This window comes from Stenotrophomonas sp. SBJS02 (assembly GCF_020428325.2).
GTDB lineage: Bacteria > Pseudomonadota > Gammaproteobacteria > Xanthomonadales > Xanthomonadaceae > Stenotrophomonas > Stenotrophomonas africana.
This window is the reverse complement of the sequence record NZ_CP109812.1, coordinates 2,782,698-2,799,232: the sequence shown is the minus strand read 5'-3', so window position 1 is coordinate 2,799,232 and position 16,535 is coordinate 2,782,698. Positions and strand designations below refer to the sequence as shown.

The 16,535-nt window shown below is 67.3% G+C and carries 17 protein-coding genes; 14 read left to right on the top strand and 3 right to left on the bottom strand.

What is annotated here, in order from left to right; translation table 11 throughout:
* Window positions 1-4 precede the first annotated feature (4 nt).
* The gene (locus FQS62_RS13015) at window positions 5-319 is read right to left on the bottom strand and encodes a branched-chain amino acid transport AzlD family protein (RefSeq protein ID WP_154349208.1); all 315 of its coding nucleotides are present in this window, start codon (window positions 317-319) and stop codon (window positions 5-7) included.
* A complete protein-coding gene (locus FQS62_RS13010; RefSeq protein ID WP_154349207.1) occupies window positions 316-1,047 on the bottom strand; it encodes an AzlC family ABC transporter permease in 732 nt (243 codons plus the stop codon). The genes FQS62_RS13015 and FQS62_RS13010 overlap by 4 nt, the downstream gene beginning before the upstream one ends.
* Before the next feature lie 127 nt (window positions 1,048-1,174).
* On the opposite strand from FQS62_RS13010, the gene FQS62_RS13005 reads away from it, so the two are divergent.
* The 13 genes from FQS62_RS13005 to gspF all read left to right on the top strand — a co-directional run bounded on the left by FQS62_RS13005 (window position 1,175) and on the right by gspF (window position 13,788).
* The gene (locus tag FQS62_RS13005) at window positions 1,175-1,639 is read left to right on the top strand and encodes an Lrp/AsnC family transcriptional regulator (protein ID WP_005413654.1); all 465 of its coding nucleotides are present in this window, start codon (window positions 1,175-1,177) and stop codon (window positions 1,637-1,639) included.
* Window positions 1,640-2,086: 447 nt separating this feature from the next.
* The gene (locus FQS62_RS13000; RefSeq protein ID WP_154349206.1) at window positions 2,087-2,767 is read left to right on the top strand and encodes an STN domain-containing protein; all 681 of its coding nucleotides are present in this window, start codon (window positions 2,087-2,089) and stop codon (window positions 2,765-2,767) included.
* Between the two features lie 16 nt (window positions 2,768-2,783).
* The gene (locus tag FQS62_RS12995; protein ID WP_154349205.1) at window positions 2,784-3,314 is read left to right on the top strand and encodes an RNA polymerase sigma factor; all 531 of its coding nucleotides are present in this window, start codon (window positions 2,784-2,786) and stop codon (window positions 3,312-3,314) included.
* Between the two features lie 69 nt (window positions 3,315-3,383).
* On the top strand, window positions 3,384-4,364 hold the full coding sequence (locus FQS62_RS12990) for a FecR family protein (RefSeq protein ID WP_107379719.1): 981 nt from the start codon (window positions 3,384-3,386) through the stop codon (window positions 4,362-4,364).
* Between the two features lie 58 nt (window positions 4,365-4,422).
* Window positions 4,423-4,974, top strand: coding sequence for a hypothetical protein (locus FQS62_RS12985; RefSeq protein WP_154349204.1), 552 nt, complete (start codon window positions 4,423-4,425; stop codon window positions 4,972-4,974).
* A 144-nt stretch (window positions 4,975-5,118) separates the two neighbouring features.
* Window positions 5,119-5,679 (top strand): hypothetical protein, encoded by a 561-nt coding sequence (locus tag FQS62_RS12980; protein ID WP_226053619.1) that lies wholly within the window; start codon window positions 5,119-5,121, stop codon window positions 5,677-5,679.
* Between the two features lie 57 nt (window positions 5,680-5,736).
* Window positions 5,737-6,174 carry a type II secretion system major pseudopilin GspG gene (gspG, locus tag FQS62_RS12975; RefSeq protein WP_154349202.1) on the top strand — a complete coding sequence of 146 codons (438 nt, stop codon included), beginning with the start codon at window positions 5,737-5,739 and terminating at the stop codon, window positions 6,172-6,174.
* A 9-nt stretch (window positions 6,175-6,183) separates the two neighbouring features.
* Entirely contained in the window at window positions 6,184-7,089 is a 906-nt protein-coding gene (gene gspK, locus FQS62_RS12970) for a type II secretion system minor pseudopilin GspK (RefSeq protein WP_208044195.1), read from the top strand.
* Entirely contained in the window at window positions 7,086-8,249 is a 1,164-nt protein-coding gene (gene gspL, locus FQS62_RS12965; RefSeq protein WP_208044196.1) for a type II secretion system protein GspL, read from the top strand. Before gspK ends, gspL begins: the two co-directional genes overlap by 4 nt.
* Window positions 8,246-8,773, top strand: coding sequence for a type II secretion system protein M (gene gspM, locus FQS62_RS12960; RefSeq protein ID WP_208044197.1), 528 nt, complete (start codon window positions 8,246-8,248; stop codon window positions 8,771-8,773). The genes gspL and gspM overlap by 4 nt, the downstream gene beginning before the upstream one ends.
* Window positions 8,770-11,151, top strand: coding sequence for a type II secretion system secretin GspD (gene gspD, locus FQS62_RS12955; protein WP_208044198.1), 2,382 nt, complete (start codon window positions 8,770-8,772; stop codon window positions 11,149-11,151). The genes gspM and gspD overlap by 4 nt, the downstream gene beginning before the upstream one ends.
* Window positions 11,148-12,581, top strand: coding sequence for a type II secretion system ATPase GspE (gene gspE / locus FQS62_RS12950; RefSeq protein WP_049448015.1), 1,434 nt, complete (start codon window positions 11,148-11,150; stop codon window positions 12,579-12,581). Before gspD ends, gspE begins: the two co-directional genes overlap by 4 nt.
* A 7-nt stretch (window positions 12,582-12,588) precedes the next feature.
* Window positions 12,589-13,788, top strand: a complete 1,200-nt coding sequence (gene gspF, locus FQS62_RS12945; RefSeq protein ID WP_049448016.1) for a type II secretion system inner membrane protein GspF — start codon at window positions 12,589-12,591, stop codon at window positions 13,786-13,788.
* Between the two features lie 11 nt (window positions 13,789-13,799).
* On the opposite strand, the gene FQS62_RS12940 is transcribed toward gspF, so the two are convergent.
* On the bottom strand, window positions 13,800-14,714 hold the full coding sequence (locus tag FQS62_RS12940; protein WP_241882562.1) for an IS110-like element ISStma6 family transposase: 915 nt from the start codon (window positions 14,712-14,714) through the stop codon (window positions 13,800-13,802).
* A gap of 477 nt (window positions 14,715-15,191) precedes the next feature.
* On the opposite strand from FQS62_RS12940, the gene FQS62_RS12935 reads away from it, so the two are divergent.
* Window positions 15,192-16,382: a substrate-binding domain-containing protein gene (locus tag FQS62_RS12935; protein ID WP_010485337.1), complete on the top strand. Its 1,191-nt coding sequence runs from the start codon at window positions 15,192-15,194 to the stop codon at window positions 16,380-16,382.
* Window positions 16,383-16,535 lie beyond the last annotated feature (153 nt).

The following is a 16,535-nucleotide window of genomic DNA, read 5'->3' as shown; positions in this document are numbered from 1 at the left end:
GTAGCTACCCCATCAGATAGCGCAACACACCCGCCGAGACCACGCCGATCAGCACGGTCGGCAGCATCGACAGCCGCGTGGCGGCCAGCAGGGTGATGGCCAGCGCGGCCAGGTCGGCCGGCTTGTCGGCGACGAAGTCCGGGGCGATCACCGAGATCAGCACGCAGCCCGGCGCGGCCTCCATCATCGTCACTGCGCGTTTGCTCAACGTGCGGTTGCGCAGCGCGAGGAAGCCGACGATGCGGGTCAGGTAGGTGGCGGCGGCCATCAGCACGATGGTCAGCACCGAGGTCCAGTGGATCAGTTCATTGAAGATCATGCTGCGTCCTCCGCCAGCAGCCAGGCGGCCGCCAGGCCGGCCAATGCGCCGCTGGCTACGTACCAGGCACCCGGAATCAGCAGGTAGGTGGCGGCGGCCACGATCAGGCTGACCAGCCACGGCCGCGCCGCCTTCATGCCCTGCCACATGCCGCGCAGCAGCACCAGGAACACGGCGGGGAAGGCCATGTCGAAACCGTAGGCGTGGATGTCGCCCAGCATCGGCCCGACGATCGCGCCCAGCGCGGTACAGGCCACCCAGACCGTGTACAGGCCTGCCGACACGCCAAGGTAGTAGGCCAGGCTGAAGCCGAGCGCACGGCGGCGCGCATCGGCCACGCCCATCGCCCAGCTTTCGTCGCACATGAAGAACAGCGCTGGCAGCACCCGGCGGCGTGGCAGGTGCTGCAGCAGCGGGGCCAGGCTGGCGCCCATCAGCAGGTGGCGGCTGTTGACCAGCGCGGTGATCGCCACGATCAGGGCGATGTGTGGCGGCGAGGTCCACAGTTCGACGGCGGCGAACTCCGAGCCGCCAGCGAAGTTGAGGCCGGTCATCAGCGGCACTTCCAGTGCGCTCAGGCCTTTCTGGGCCGCCTGCGCGCCGAGCACCAGGGCGAAAGGAATGAAGCCGATCATCACCGGCACGGCGGCGCGCAGGCCGCGCAGGAATTCGGCACGCGGCGCGGTGTCGCAGGCGTCGGGCAGGGGGAGGGTGGTACGGGCGTCCATGGAGCGGCACAACGAGATGGGGGTGGCCCATGCTAGCGGTCCGATCGCGAAATCGGGTTGCGTTGATGCTACTGGATTCTGGATGATTGATATTTAATGCGGTCAGAAGTGAAAAGGGCGAAATCCCATGCAATATCAGCTCGACAACCTCGATCGGCGCATCCTCGACGCCCTGCAGCGCGACGGCCGCCTGCAGAATCTGGAGCTGGCCCGTCTGGTCGGGCTGTCACCGTCGGCCTGCCTGCGCCGGGTGCGGTTGCTGGAGGAGGGCGGCTACATCGACCGCTATGTGGCCTTGTTGAACGAGGCCAAGGTGGGCCGTGGCTTCACGGTGTTCGTGCGGGTCTGGCTGCGCGGGCAGGACGAGGACACCACCAACCACTTCATCAACAGCATCAAGTCTTTCCCGGAAGTGCTTGAATGCCATCTGATGGCCGGTGACTGCGATTTCCTGCTGCGGGTGGCGGTGGCTGACCTTGATGCCTACCGGCAGTTCCAGATGCAGCACCTGAACCGGATCGCCGGGGTGCAGAACACCAAGACCGAGATTCCGATGCAGCGGATCAAGCAGACGACCCAGTTGCCGCTTTGAGGGATGGGTGGTTGCGCGGTGCACCGGCACCCGCGGGTAGTGCCGGCCGCTGGCCGGCAACCTCAGGAGCAACAGCAACAGCGATTCTCCGTGGGGCGGCGGGGCGGTAAGGCCAGGCAGGACACGCCGTAAACCCTTCCTTGGGGGCTCGATGGCGCCATCCATGGCGCCAACGGTCCTGCCTGGCCATACCGCCCCGCCGCCTGACAGCTTCCCGCGATCTGTCGGGGTCGGATCCCGTGCGCAGATGAACATGTCTGCTCGGTTCATTGATTCCTGATGCATGACTGGCTCCACGGAGCCTGCCTCGACGCCAGACCGTGGGCAGCGGTCATCGCAATGACATCTGGCCCCGGTACGGTTTGAGCCCGCTTGCGGGTCGCGCGCGGGCCGGGGTTCCGGTCGTGGCGCGCGTCCACTGCAGCTGCTGTCGCTGCCGAGGGTCATGTGTTCTACGTCAGGGGGCTGAATGGACACCATGCGGTCAGAACTTGGAAGGTGGCCATCGCCGCATGGCTGCTGCTGTCCTTTGCCGCTGCCGGGCACGACGGTGTTCATGCCTACGACATCCCTGCGCAGCCGCTGGAACAGGCGGTCGAACGCTTCAGTGTCATCAGTGGGTGGTCGGTGATGTACCCGGGTGACCTTGCCGCCGGGCGCAGCAGCCACGCGCTGAGGGCCAACCTGCCGCCACTCCCCGCGTTGCAGGCGCTGCTGCAGGACACCGGCATCGAGGCCGAGATGATCGGCGAGCAGCGCGTGGTGCTTCGCCGGGGCACGCCCTCGGTCGCCGAACCAGGTGTTGGCACCGGCCTTCCCGAGGCCGAGCGTCGGCGTCGCTACGGTGGGCTGCAGCAGCGCCTGCGTGCGGCGTTCTGTGACGACCCCGAGATCGCGCCCGGCCGCTATGCCGCGACGCTGCGCTTCCACGTCGACAGCGAAGGCCAGGTGCATGCGCCCGAGCTGCTCTCAGGCAGTGGCAGCGCCCGCCGCGATGCGCGCCTGCTGCAGGCGCTGCAGGGCCTGATGCTGGCGCCCGATGCCGCTGCGCTGCCGCAGCCGGTAACGCTGCAGATCCGACCTTCCGGCACCGACCACGACTGTGGCCGTCGCGCGCCCCCTCCATGACTTCAAGGATTCGAACATGAGTAACGGTACGGCTGGGGCAGTTGACCTGATGGACCACCTTCTGGGTGCCTACGATGAGCTGAAGCGCCGGCTGGCACGCAAGCTGGGCTCGGAAGAGTTGGCCGGCGACGCGCTGCAGGACACCTGGATGCGCCTGAGCGCGCGCCGTGACCGTCTGGATGCCGTGCAGAACCCCGCGGGCTACCTGCTGCGCATGGCAATGAATACCGTGATCGATCGCCAACGTGCGGACCACCGTCTGCTGAGCCTGGAGGAGGTGGATACGCTGATGGACTTGGCCGACCCTGCACCCGGCCCGGCGCAGGCGGCCGAACTGGACTTCGCGTTGGAAGACATGGTCGGCCTCCTGCAGCGCATGCCCGAGCGCCGTCGCCGCATCCTGCTGGCGATCCGCGTCGATGGCCTGCAGCAGCGGGACGTCGCCGATCACCTTGGCGTGTCGCTGCGGCTGGTGCAGCGTGAGCTGAAGGCGGCCCAGGACTATCTGGCCGAGCGCAGCGGGCAGGGGCGCCAGGTGCGGTTCTGAACGGCGGCATCCGTCTACACTTTGACGCCGAGCAGAACCCCGCAGCGTGCGGGAGCGGCATGAGCCCCCATGGATCCTGACGATCGCCCGCAACGCCCGCTGGATGCCGTCGAGCGTCAGGCCCACGCGTGGGTGGTGCGGCTGACCTCGGGCGAGGCGACCGCCGCCGACGGGCGCCGGTTCCGTGATTGGTGCGAGGCTGACCCGCGTCATCGTGAAGCGTTCGGACGTGCGCGCAGGCAGTGGGAGCAGGTGCGGCTGGCCGGCGAGCAGCTGCCCGCCACCGCGCGTCAACCGGTCGCGCCGGCTCCGGCCCAGCGCTGGAGCCGACGCGCCTTTCTGGGTGCCGCGATTGCAGCCCCGGCCAGCCTGGTAGTGGTGGCGGCGATCCGCCCGCCGCTGGGGCTGTGGCCCTCGGTAACGGCGATGACAGCCGATTTCCATACCGGCACCGGTGAGCGACTGCAGATCACGCCCTCGCCGCAGCTGAAGATCGAACTGGATACGCAAAGCAGCCTGCGTCGTCGCGCGGACGCGCAGGGCGAAGGCTTCGAGCTGGTGCAGGGCCAGGCCGCGATCGAGACCCAGGCCGGCCTGCGTCTGGCGTTGTTCGCCGGCCCGGGTTGCGTGATTGCCGATGAAGGCGCAGTACGCCTGGATGTGCGCAACACCCACGGCCAGGTTCGGGTGACCTGCCTGCATGGCAGTGCCCGTATCGAGCATGCGCAGGGCCGGCTGCAGCTGCAGGCCGGCCAGCAGACCCGGTACGACGAGCGCCTCAGCGGCGTGGTGGCCGAGGCCATGGCTTCGGACGTGAGCGCCTGGACCGAAGGCATGCTGGTGTTCCGCCGCGCACCGCTGCGCGAGGTGGTGGACGAGATCAACCGTTACCGCCGCGGCAAGGTGCTGCTGGGAGAATCGGCGTTGGCGCGTGCTCCGGTCAGCGGTCGCTTCCGCATTGATGATCCAGACGCGGCACTGGAGCAGCTGCGACTGACGATGTCGCTGGATCTGCGTCGCTTTCCGGGTGGCATTGCCGTCCTTGGATAGATGAAGACGCTGGCCGTGCGCGCCGCGCAGGGCTGTTGCAAGCGAGGAGAGGCCAAGGATGCGCAACGAGACCATCGGTGTGCTGGATCTGCGTCGTAATCTGTCGGCGCTGCTGGAAACCACGCAGCGACGGCCATTGATGGTGCATCGCTATGGCTCACCTTGGGTGTGCGTGGTGTCCGATGCGCAGTGGCAGCAACAGGCGGTGCTGCTGGACTTTGATCCGCAGTCGCACCCGCTGGCGATGCTGCTGCGCCTGCAGCAGCAGTCGCTTCCGCTGTCTGAAGCTGGTGCGTTGCCGCCCGCGGCGGTTGCACGCGCACTGCTGTTGATGGACGTGCATCGCATTGAGAATCTCGCACAGCTGCACGACCAGGTGCTTCACCATCGCCTCTGGCATTGGTTCGTAGCAGGCACCCATGGTGTGATGGACGGCTGGCAGCTGCCGGCGCTGCGCGTTTCGATGGCGTCATGGTTCGATGACGTGGACATGTCCAATGCGCTGGCAACATTCGCCGCGCGCAGCGACGTGGCGATACTGGCGCGCCGTTGCGGAGGTGAAGCACCGCGGCTGGAGCGCGAAGCCTGCAGGCAGATGACGCTGCGATGACGTTGTCGATGAAGCGCCACGCAGCGCACAGAGCAGCATGTACGCTGTCGCTTCACCCGCCGTGCTGACGTCTTCTCCAGAATACGGCGCACCACGCGTCACAGAGCACGGGCGGCGCCGATGGCAGACAGTCGCAGGATCAGCATGCTGGAGCTGGATCGCCACCTGAGCCGGTCACTGGAGCAGGCGCGGCATACGCCCCTGAACGTGCAGCGCTACGGGCAATCGTGGGTCTGGGTGCTGTCCAGTGATGCCTGGGCGGATGCGGCGCGCTGGGCGGCACTGGATTGTGGTACGCACCCACTGATGGCGCTGCGAAGAGCCCTCGACCCGCAACTGCGGCCCTGGCCCGAATGTGCGGCGGCGCTGCTGCCGCTTGAGGCCGGTGATGTACGCGTGCTGCAACGCGCGGCATTGCTGGTGGTGATGCGCAGCCTGAACAGCGCGCAGCGCGTGTACGACGACCTGCGCTACCACCAGGCCTACCGGCAGTTCATCGGCCTCGACCACGGCACGGCCTGGTCGCCGATGCAGTGCGTACGCCTGTTGCAGGCCTGCGCACATCCACTGCTGCGGGCCTGTATCGACGACACACTGGGCAGCCTTCCATCTCCGTTGCTTGAAGCGGCGTGTGCGCCAGCGGTACGTGCTGCACCGCTGCAGGCACAGCCGCAGCGAATAGCGGGCGGATGTTTATCGTACTGACACATGCACCGCTGACCATGGCGCAGCGGTCTCTTCCAGGATGATGAGGGCGGAACAATGGCAAGGCAGGTGGGTGGTCGCAGGGCTCGGCAGCAGGGTTTCAGCCTGATCGAGATCATGGTGGTGGTAGTGATCATCGGCATCCTTGCCGCATTGATCGTGCCGCGTTTGATGGATCGCCCGGACCAGGCGCGCGTGGTTGCGGCGCGCCAGGATATCGCCGCGCTGATGCAGGCCTTGAAGCTGTTCAAGCTGGACAACGGTCGCTATCCCAGTGCCGAGCAGGGCCTGCAGGCGCTGGTGAAGCCGCCGCAGGGCAGCGGTGGATTGCCGGTGACGCCGTATCTGGATCGCCTGCCGAATGATCCGTGGGGCCATCCGTACCAGTACCAGGTACCCGGAACCCACGGCGACATTGATGTGTTCTCGCTGGGAGCGGACAGCAAGCCCGGTGGCGACGCCGGAAATGCGGATATCGGCTCCTGGCAGCTGTGAGGCGTGCTGATGGCAGCCCGGACGCGTTCGGTCTCGTACATCCGCCAGCGTGGCATGGCGGTGATCGTCGCCCTGCTGGTGGTGGCGTTGGTGGCTGTGATTGCCACTGCGCTGCTGACCCGGCAGTCGGCGCAGCTGCGTGCGCTGCGCGGCGACCAGCTGCGCGCGCAGGTACGCATGGCCGTGGACGCTACGCTGGAGCGTGCGGCGCAGCAGCTGCGTGAGGATGTAAAGGAACAGCTGACCACGGTACGCGGCGGGCGCTGGGCGCGTCCATTGGAGCTGCAGGTGCCGTTGCCGGTGCAGCTGCAGCTGGTCGATGCGCAGTCGATGTTCAACCTGCGGAACCTTCTTGCGCATGGCAGGCCGGACCCCGAGGCGCGGCGCGCGTTCATCGCGTTGTGTGCCGGGCAGGGGCTGGGCCAGGGCGCCTGCGCATCCGCCGCGGACCACATCCAGGCGCGCCTGCGCGACGGCGACATCCAGGCGCAGGCACCGCTGCCGCGCGAATCACTGATCGAACAGGCGCTGCCGGGTGTCGATCCGGTGGCGTTGCAGGCGCTCGCGCGGCGCACCGTGGTGTTGCCGGCGCAGACTCTGGTCAATGCCAACACCAGCGACCTGAACGTTCTGCAGGCGGTGACGCCTGGGGTCGAGCCGGCACGGCTGCAGGCGTTGCTCGGTGAGCGCGACGCTGGCCATTGGCTGCTCAATCGCGGCGACATCGCCAACCGACTCCAACTGAGCAATGAACAGATGGCCGTGCTTCCCCTGGGTATCCATAGCGAGTGGTTCCTGGCCGTCGGTCAGGTGCAGGCTGACGGCAACGCGGTTGATTTTCGCGCGCTGCTCTGGCGCGAGTACCGCGACGATGGCGTGCGTGTGCAGCGCGTGTGGACGAGGATCGGCGCATGAACGTGCAGCTTCGGGTGCGCCTGCCGGCGCTTGAACGTCTGCGCGGCGACAGCGAGCTGGACTGGGCGCAGCTGCACAAGGGCGAGGTGCTGGCTCATGGCCGCGACACGCTGGCGGCGCTGGGCCTGCGACATCCGCAGGCTGCGGTGCATGCCTGCCTCGATCCGAACGACCTGATCCTGCTGGAACTGCAGCTGCCGCCGTTGTCCGGGCGCCGCCTGCAGTCGGCGTTGCAGGGCGAGGTGGAGGCGATGCTGCTGGATGACCTGCAGGAGGTGGCGCTGGCCCATGGCGCTCAGGCGGCGGACGGCACGGTTCCTGTGACCTGGTTGGGCCAGCAGGCGCTTCTGCAGGCGCAGCAGTTGCTGGCTTCGTGTGCACTGCGGCTACAGGCACTGTATCCGACGCCGCTGCTGCTGCCCTGGCAGGACGGCCATGCCACGCTGCAGATCAGCGGCGAGCACCTGCTGGTACGCAGTGGGTGCGATCGGGGCTTCGTTCAATGGTGCGGCGGACGTGACGCCTGTGCGGTGATGCAGGCGCTGGCCGTGCGCCTGCAACAGGCCGGGGTGCAGGCCGTGCAATGGATCGACAGCGTGCCGCCGGCGTGGCCGGACAGCCTGCCGGCCACCGCCGTCACGCATGAACGGCAGGTCTGTGGCCCCCTGCCAAGCTGGTCATTGCCGCTGCCCGGCACGGGCCAGAAAACGCCGCGGCTTGCGATCGGGCTGGCATTGGCGGCAGTGCTGCTGGCTGCACTCGGCCTGCAGCTGCAGGTCTCGCGTTGGCGGATCGAGGGTGAAGCGCTGCAGCAGGACATGGCACGGCAGTTCAGCGCACGCTTCCCGGAGATCATCGATGTAGTGGACCCGGTGTTGCAGGCAAGGCGAGCACTTGCAGTGCCACCGCCGGCGCCGCCGTTACCGCCGCTGCAGCGTCAGGTGGCCGGCACGCTGCAGGCGGTTCCGGAGCTGGCGGGACAGGTGCGCAGCCTGCATTACCAACCCGGGCAACTGGACATGGAGCTGGATGCCGACGCCCAGGCATTGGCCGATGATCCACAGCGGCTTGAGCACTGGCAGCAAGCAGTTCAAGCACAGGGCCTGCAGCTGGCGCGCGAAGCCGGTGGACACCTGCGAGTGAGCGGAGCTGGGCAGTGACGACCCGCACCCTACGGCTGGGCGAGGGGCTGGTGGGCCTGCAGCAGCGCTGGCAACGCCTGCCACCGCGCGACCGGCTGATGCTGTGGGTGATGGTGGTGGCGCTGCTGGTGGCGGGCCTGTGGATGTTGTGGCTGGAGCCGCTGCTGAAGCAGCGCACGCACTGGCAGGCCGAGCTGCCGCGGCTGCAGGCACAGGCGCGTGTACTGGCACCATTGCTGCAGGCACGCGAGCGCCAGCAGCAGACGCAGGGGCAGCGCCCGACGATGGCCGGGTTGCGTGATGGAATCAAGTCGGCCGGCCTCGCCGACGGACTGCATATCGAAGCGCGCGACGGGCGTTGGCACCTGCAGGTGCACGCGGTGCCCGCTGACGCGCTGTGGAACTGGCTGCTGCCCGTGCTGGCCGATCCGGCCATCGAACTGCAGCAGCTGCAACTGACACGCACAGGGGATGCGAACATGCCGGCGGCGCGGATTTCCGGAAACATCGTGATGGCGCTCAACGTGGGTGCCCATCCATGAGGGCGATGCGCAGCCTTGCCTGCAGTGCCGCACTGGCCTTGATCGTGTGCATGGCCCACGCACCGGCGTCGGTGCTGGCGCAGGACGCCCGCGATGAGCCGGTGCAGTTGAACCTGGTCGACACCGATATCGGTGGCGTGTTGCGCATGGCCGCACGCTTCACCGGCCGCCAGTTCCTGGTCGACCCACGGGTGACCGGCAAGATGACAGTGGTTTCCGATGGCCCGGTCAGCCGTACCCAGGCCTACCAGTTGCTGTTAGGCGCACTGCGCATGCGTGGCTTCGCCGTGGTAGAGAACGGCGGCGTCAGCCGGGTGGTGCCGCAGGCCGATGCCAAGCTGTTGGGAGGACGCGTCGGCACCGGTGGTGCCGGCGGCGAGGTCGCCACGCGCACCTTCGCGCTGCGCTACGAGAACGCGGCGGCACTGGTGGCGGTGCTGCGTCCGATGATCAGTCCGGACAATCCGATCACCGCCAATCCAGGCAACAACACCCTGGTGATCACTGACTACGCCGACAACTTGGAGCGCATCGCACGGGTGATCGCAAGCGTCGATACACCGGCCGGCATGGACACCGACGTGGTGAAGCTGCAGCAGGGTATTGCCGTTGACGTCGCGGCGATGGTAGCGCCGCTGCTGGATGCGCAGGGCGCCGAGCCCACCCAGAAGGTGGTGGTGATGGCCGACCCGCGCAGCAACAGCGTGCTGCTGCGTTCCAGCAGTCCCGGTCGTACCCGCCTGGCGCGGCAGCTGGTGGAGAAGCTGGACCGCGCGCAGGACGAGTCCGGCAACCTGCATGTGGTCTACCTGCGCAATGCCCAGGCCAACCAGCTGGCCGGTGTGCTGCGTGGCGTGGTGGCCGGGCAGAGCGATGCAGCAGCGATGGGTAGCAATGAAGGCATCACGCCACTGCCGGGTGATGCCAATCGTTCCCCGCCAACGCAGCCGTCGCAGCCGCAGCAGGCCAAGACCGGAGGCAATGCGCTGGAATCGCAGCGCCTGGGCCCGAGCCGCCGTGACCCGATCGATGCGGGAAGCACCGGCTTCAGCCAGAACGGCATCTCGGTGCAGGCGGACGTGGCCACCAATACGCTGCTGATCTCGGCGCCGGAGCCGGTGTACCGCAACCTGCGGCGGGTGATTGATCAGCTCGACCAGCGCCGTGCACAGGTGCTGGTCGAGAGCCTGATCGTGGAGGTCAACCAGACCGACGCGGCTGAGCTGGGCGTGCAGTGGATGCTGGGCAATGGCCGTACCTTTGGTGGCACCCACTTCGGTGGTGCCACCGGCGGCAGCGGGCTCAATACCGGCGCGCGTACCACGCTGGACGTGCTGCCCAAGGATGGCCTGAAGATCGGCGTGATCGACGGCACCATCAACCTGCCCGGTGTCGGCCAGATCCTCAACATGAAAGCGCTGGCCACTGCGCTGCAGAGCAAGGGCGGTGCCAACATCCTGTCCACGCCGAACCTGATGACGCTGGACAACGAGGCGGCCAGTATCATGGTCGGCCAGACCGTGCCGTTCGTCAGCGGCCGCTACGTCACCGACGGCGGTGGCGGCAGCAACAACCCGTTCCAGACCATCGTGCGCGAGGACGTGGGCCTGAAGCTGCGCGTACGCCCGCAGATTTCCGAGGGCGGCACGGTGAAGCTGGACATCTACCAGGAAGTCAGCAGCATCGATGCGCAGAGTGCCAACAGTGCCGCCGGCATCATCACCAACAAGCGTGCGCTGGATACCAGTGTGCTGCTGGATGATGGCCAGATCATGGTGCTCGGTGGCCTGCTGGAGGACAACGTCAGCCATGGCCGTGATGCGGTGCCGGGCCTGGGTAGGATCCCGGTGCTGGGGGCGCTGTTCCGCAGTGATACGCGCAAGCGCTCCAAGACCAACCTGATGGTGTTCCTGCGCCCGCACGTGGTGCGTGACCCCGCCGCCGGCCAGCGTTTGACCCGCGACCGCTACGACTACATGCGCAATGCGCAGGCCGGTGCGCAGCCGGTACAGAGCTGGGCATTGCCGGCGCTGTCGGCACCACAGCTGCCGCCGCAGGACCTGTCTGTACTCGGCCAGGGCAATGCGCGCGACGGGCAGGGCCAGCCGCTGCAGAACACCAGCCTGGCAGCGTTGTATCCGGCCGATGACGGCAATGCGCAGCTGGTGCAGTTCGCGCAGGGGCTGGACCCGGCACGTGCCAGCCAGGGCGTGGCGCAGGTGCGGGCACTGGGCCTGCAGGCCTATGCCGAAGCGACGCCGGGCGAGAGCGGGCAGCGCCTGCGCGTGCGACTGCCGCGCGATCCGGCGACGCTGGACCCGGCATTGCAGCAGCTGCGCGGGCTGGGCTACACGCCGGAACTGGTGATCGGGCCGTGAGCGCCGCCGCGCCGCTGCCGTACGCCTGGGTGCGCAGCCATGGCGTGATGCTGTCCGAGGCCGGTGGCGAACCGGTGCTGCTTGGCACCGCCGACACCGCGGCGTGGGCCGTGGCCGAGCTGCGCCGCCGGCATGGCCCGCTGCCGTTCCATGCGCTGGATGCGGCGACCTGGCAGCAGCGGCTGGGTGAGCAGTACCGTGACGGCGGTGATGCCGCTGCCGTGGTCGGTGCCGCCGAAAGCGAAGTCGACCTGGACCGGCTGATGCAGGACATGCCGGAGGTCACCGATCTGCTGGATGCGCAGGACGATGCGCCGGTGATCCGCATGATCAATGCGCTGCTGGCACAGGCTGCACGCGATGGCGCCAGCGATCTGCACATCGAGCCGTTCGAGACCCATTCGGTGGTGCGCTACCGGGTGGACGGCACGCTGCGCGACATGGTGCAGCCCCGGCGCGCACTGCATGCGGCGCTGGTGTCGCGCATCAAGATCATGGCCCACCTGGACATCGCCGAGAAGCGCCTGCCGCAGGACGGGCGCATCGCGATCCGTGTGGGCGGCCGGCCACTGGATATCCGTGTCTCCACGGTGCCGACGGGGCATGGTGAGCGTGCTGTGCTGCGCCTGCTGGAGAAGGATGCCGGCCGGCTGCAGCTGCAGCGACTCGGCATGGCCGATGACACCCTGGCCACGTTTACCGGGTTGATCCGGCAGCCGCACGGCATCGTGCTGGTCACCGGGCCGACCGGCAGCGGCAAGACCACGTCGCTGTACGCCGCACTGGGCCAGCTCGACAGCAGCACCAGCAACATCCTCACCGTGGAAGACCCGGTGGAGTACGACTTCGCCGGCATCGGCCAGATCCAGGTCAACGCGCGCATCGGCATGAGCTTTGGCACCGCGCTGCGCGCGATCCTGCGTCAGGATCCGGACACCATCATGATCGGTGAGATCCGCGACCTGGAGACCGCACAGATTGCGGTGCAGTCATCGCTGACCGGCCATGGCGTGCTGGCGTCCCTGCACACCAACGACGCGATCTCGGCGGTGACCCGCCTGGCCGATATGGGCGTGGAGCCGTTCCTGCTGGCTTCGTCGCTGCGCGGCGTGCTGGCGCAGCGGCTGGTGCGGCGGCTGTGCACGCAATGCCGGCGTGCCGAGGTGGATGGCGACGGCCGTACCGTGTGGCGCGCGGTGGGCTGCGCGGCCTGCGCCAACAGCGGCTATCGGGGGCGAACCGGCATCCACGAGCTGTTCGTGGTGGACGATCGCGTGCGTGCGCTGATCCATGAAGGGCAGGGCGAGCCCGCCCTGCGCGAGGCGGCGGGGCGTGCCGGCATGCGGACCTTGCGCCAGGACGGCCAGCGTTGGGTCGACAGCGGGGTGACCACGCTGGAAGAGATCCTGCGCGTCACCGGTGACGACTGAGGCGACGATGGCACTGTTCGATTACCAGGCCGCCAACGCGCAGGGCCGCATCGAGAAGGGCCAGCTGGACGCCGACAGCCCGCGCGGAGCGCGCCAGCTGCTGCGTGGGCGCGGGCTGACTCCTGTACAGGTGAGCGCGGCGCGCAGTGCCGGCAGTGGCTGGGGCGCTCGGCGGCTGTCCGCCAGCGAGCTGGCCTGGGCTACGCGCCAGCTGGCCAGTCTGCTGGCCGCCAGCCTGCCGTTGGAAGGCGCATTGAGTGCGGTGATCGAGCAGGCCGAGCGCCCGCACGTGGCCCAGGCGCTCACCGCGGTACGCGCCGACGTGCGTGCCGGCCAGCGCCTGACCGTGGCACTCGCCGCGCGGCCTCGCGATTTCCCGCCGATCTATCGGGCACTGGTGGGGGCGGGTGAAGACTCCGGCGACCTGGCGCGAGTGATGGAGCGCCTGGCCGACTACATCGAAGAACGCAATGCGCTGCAGGCCAAGGTGCTGACTGCCTTCATCTATCCGGCGGCGATCAGCCTGGTATCGGTGGCGATCGTGATTTTCCTGCTCAGCTACGTGGTGCCGCAGGTGGTGACCGCGTTCGTGCAGGCGCGGCAGACGCTGCCGATGCTGACCCAGGTGATGCTGGCGGCCAGCGCCTTCGTGCGCAGCTGGGGCGTGTGGGTGGGGCTGGGCATCGCTGCGCTGGTGGTGGCGTGGCGGCTGGCCCTGCGCCGGCCCGAGCTGCGCCTGCGCTGGGATGCGCTGTTGCTGAGGGTGCCGATGATCGGGCGCTTCGTGTTGGGCGTGAACAGTGCGCGTTTTGCCTCGACGCTGGCGATCCTGCTGGATGCGGGCGTGCCGCTGCTGCGCGCGCTCGAAGCTGCCCGGCAGACGCTGAGCAATGCACTGCTGGCGCGCTGTGCCGATGATGTGTCCGCACGCGTGCGCGAAGGTGCGGCGCTTGGCTCTGCGCTGAAGGTGCAGAAGGTGTATCCGCCGATCCTGGTGCATCTGGTGGCCAGTGGCGAAAAAACCGGTTCGCTGGCGCCGTTGCTGGATCGCGCTGCGCAGACGATCTCGCGGGAGATCGAGCGTCGCGCGATGGCGCTGACCGCGCTGCTGGAGCCGACCATGATCCTGGTGATGGGGGGCGTGGTGCTGACGATCGTGCTGGCGGTGCTGATGCCGATCATGGAAATGAACCAACTGGTGCAGTAGCAACTGTCTTGTCAGGGGCAGCCGAGGGCCACCTCGGCGTCCCGCTTACGGGCGTTGAGGATCACCAGCATTTTGCGCATGACCGCCACGAGCGCCACCTTGCTCGCTTTGCCCTTGGCCTTCAGGCCAGCGTAAAACGCGCGCAGTCCTGGCTCGTACCGGATGGCCGTCAGGGCCGCCATGTAAAGGGCTTCGCGTACTACTGCGCGCCCACCACTGATCCGCCGTTGGCCCTGCCAGGTGCCACTTTCGCGGTTCATCGGGGCCAACCCCGCCAGCGATGCTATGGCTTTGCTTCCCAAGCTGCCCAGTTCGGGCAACTCGCAGGCCAGTGTGCTGATCAGGATGGGGCCGACGCCTTTGAGCGTGCCGATATTCTTCCAGCCAGGCTGTCCCTCAAGCTGCTCGGCAATAGCTTTATCCAGTTGCTTCAGGTCGTCAGATAGCTGGGCTATATGGCGTTGCTTCATCGCAATCAGATCCGGATCGACCAATCGCCGCAAGCGCTGCATCTCACTGACCCGCATCTGCACCAAATGCCTGCGGCATTGCGCAAATTCAGCCAGACGCTGCTGCCAAGGGGCAGGCGGTACGTAGCGGGTCAGCGGCAACAAATGGGCCATCTGCGCCAGCACTGTCGCATCGAGCCGATCGGTCTTGGCGGCACGGCCCGTGCCTTGGGCAAATCGCCGTGCACGCGCCGGATTGATTCGCACCATCGGCAGGCCGGCGGCGTGCAATACATCCAGAGCAGCACGCTCGTAACCCCCGCTTGCCTCAAGAACGACCTGCTTGATCGGCCACGTCTTCAGCCACCGAATCAAGCGCACAAAGCCGCGCTTGTCGTTGCTGAATTGGCGAAACTGCTCTCCATGGACGACCACATCCAGCGTGGCTTTGCTCACATCGATCCCGATCCCAAACATGGCAGAACTCCGCTAGGCTGACAGGGTCGAGAGCTCTCCCCGCTTGCCCAGTCTTATCAGTTCGAGCGCCAACTCAACCAACTGTTCGGGCGGTTCAGGGAGAATCCGGCGTGGGGACCCAAGCTACTTCTCGGTCGCAAGACCTGGATCCACACGGTCGCCCACGCCGGGCTCTCGGCCCCCAAGGTGCCAGATCGGCAAGAGATAAGATCCACGCCATGCGTGGATGGATCACCAGACGCGCGCCATGGGCGGCACATCCACGCATGGCGTGGATCTACTGACATCGATTCTCCACACAATCCTCCACACCTTTTTCCGATCTTCCACAGGTTTCTTAAGCGGCCTGTCATCGGCGCGGACCAGCATGGACACGTCGCCGCAGAGTGGGCTGGGAGGCCCTCGGCGGCAGCAGGCGTGTAGTGACCGTTCCTCCCTTGGTGTTTCCCTTCGCAGTAAACCCTTCAGGAGAAGATCATGAACAAGTACAAGACCCTGGCCGCGCTGGTTGCCACCGCGCTGCTGGCCACTGCCGGTGCCGCTTCGGCCCAGACCGCCGTCACCGGCGGCGGCGCCTCGCTGCCGGCCGACCTCTACAAGGGTTCGGCTGACAGCATCCTGCCGGCCAACTTCAGCTACGCCGTGACCGGCTCGGGTACCGGCAAGAAGGCCTTCCTGGAAAACAACTCGGCGCTGTTCTCCACCACCGGTACCGTGCACTTCGCCGGTAGCGATTCGGTGCTGAGCAGCACCGAGCTGAACACCTACAACAGCACCTACAACGTGTCCGGCGATGCCAACCGCTACGGCGCCCTGGTGCAGATCCCGTCGGTAGCCACCTCGGTCACGATTCCGTTCAACAAGGCCGGTTCGGCCGTTGACCTGTCGGTGACCCAGATCTGCGGCATCTTCTCCGGCAAGATCACCAGCTGGTCGAGCATCGACAGCGCCCGCAGCGGTGCCATCCAGGTGGTCTACCGTGGCGAGAGCAGCGGTACCACCGAGCTGCTGGCCCGCTTCCTGACCAGCGCCTGCAAGCCGGCCGACGTCTCCGGTACCGCGCTGAAGCTGACCAATGGCGTGCCGGCTTTCTCGGTGCAGTCGACCTTCGCCAACCTGTTCACCACGGTTCCGTCGAACTTCGTCGCTGCCCCGGCCACCGGCGGCACCTCGGTGTACAACGCCGTGTACGCTGCCGATGGCCGCATCGGCTACGTCGGCCCGGACGTGATCCCGAGCCTGACCGACGCCACCAAGGTCGCCAAGGTCAAGGGTTTCTCGCCGGACGAAGTGAGCGTACAGGCGACCTTGGAAACCGTCGCTCCACCGACCGATGCCGCCGCTGAGAACCCGGCCAACTGGGTGCCGGTGTTCGGCAACCCGAACGCGGGCTACCCGATCGCGGGCTACACCAACTTCGTGTTCGGCCAGTGCTACAAGAACGGCACCGTGGGCGCCAACATCCGCGGCTTCCTGACCCGCCACTACGGCAGCACGGTGATCAACGGCGTGGAGCAGGGCCCGAACGACGCCGCCATCCGCGCGCACAAGTTCATCCCGCTGACCAAGGCCTGGCGTGATGCGATCCGCACCCGCTTTGCGACCGCCACCAACGCCGGGGCCGTGAACAACCCCAGCACCTGCTCGGGCATCGGCCGTCCGCTGTAACTGCGATTGCTTTGGTAGTTGCAGGAAACGCACAAGGGCGCCGGCAGCAATGCCGGCGCCTTCTGCGTATGTCCGCTGCATGACAGTGATGCGCCTGTCGCCTTCACGCCGCCGCCACCGTCTATGAGGTGCAGGGCGTGCCTCGCGCAGGCC

Excerpts from the sequence above, each read along its gene's own strand:
- FQS62_RS13015 (WP_154349208.1), bottom strand. The coding sequence starts at position 319 with ATGATCTTCAATGAACTGATCCACTGGACCTCGGTGCTGACCATCGTG.
- FQS62_RS13010 (WP_154349207.1), bottom strand. The coding sequence starts at position 1,047 with ATGGACGCCCGTACCACCCTCCCCCTGCCCGACGCCTGCGACACCGCG.
- FQS62_RS13005 (WP_005413654.1), top strand. The coding sequence starts at position 1,175 with ATGCAATATCAGCTCGACAACCTCGATCGGCGCATCCTCGACGCCCTG.
- FQS62_RS12995 (WP_154349205.1), top strand. The coding sequence starts at position 2,784 with ATGAGTAACGGTACGGCTGGGGCAGTTGACCTGATGGACCACCTTCTG.
- FQS62_RS12990 (WP_107379719.1), top strand. The coding sequence starts at position 3,384 with ATGGATCCTGACGATCGCCCGCAACGCCCGCTGGATGCCGTCGAGCGT.
- FQS62_RS12985 (WP_154349204.1), top strand. The coding sequence starts at position 4,423 with ATGCGCAACGAGACCATCGGTGTGCTGGATCTGCGTCGTAATCTGTCG.
- FQS62_RS12980 (WP_226053619.1), top strand. The coding sequence starts at position 5,119 with ATGCTGGAGCTGGATCGCCACCTGAGCCGGTCACTGGAGCAGGCGCGG.
- gspG (WP_154349202.1), top strand. The coding sequence starts at position 5,737 with ATGGCAAGGCAGGTGGGTGGTCGCAGGGCTCGGCAGCAGGGTTTCAGC.
- gspK (WP_208044195.1), top strand. The coding sequence starts at position 6,184 with ATGGCAGCCCGGACGCGTTCGGTCTCGTACATCCGCCAGCGTGGCATG.
- gspL (WP_208044196.1), top strand. The coding sequence starts at position 7,086 with ATGAACGTGCAGCTTCGGGTGCGCCTGCCGGCGCTTGAACGTCTGCGC.
- gspD (WP_208044198.1), top strand. The coding sequence starts at position 8,770 with ATGAGGGCGATGCGCAGCCTTGCCTGCAGTGCCGCACTGGCCTTGATC.
- gspF (WP_049448016.1), top strand. The coding sequence starts at position 12,589 with ATGGCACTGTTCGATTACCAGGCCGCCAACGCGCAGGGCCGCATCGAG.
- FQS62_RS12940 (WP_241882562.1), bottom strand. The coding sequence starts at position 14,714 with ATGTTTGGGATCGGGATCGATGTGAGCAAAGCCACGCTGGATGTGGTC.
- FQS62_RS12935 (WP_010485337.1), top strand. The coding sequence starts at position 15,192 with ATGAACAAGTACAAGACCCTGGCCGCGCTGGTTGCCACCGCGCTGCTG.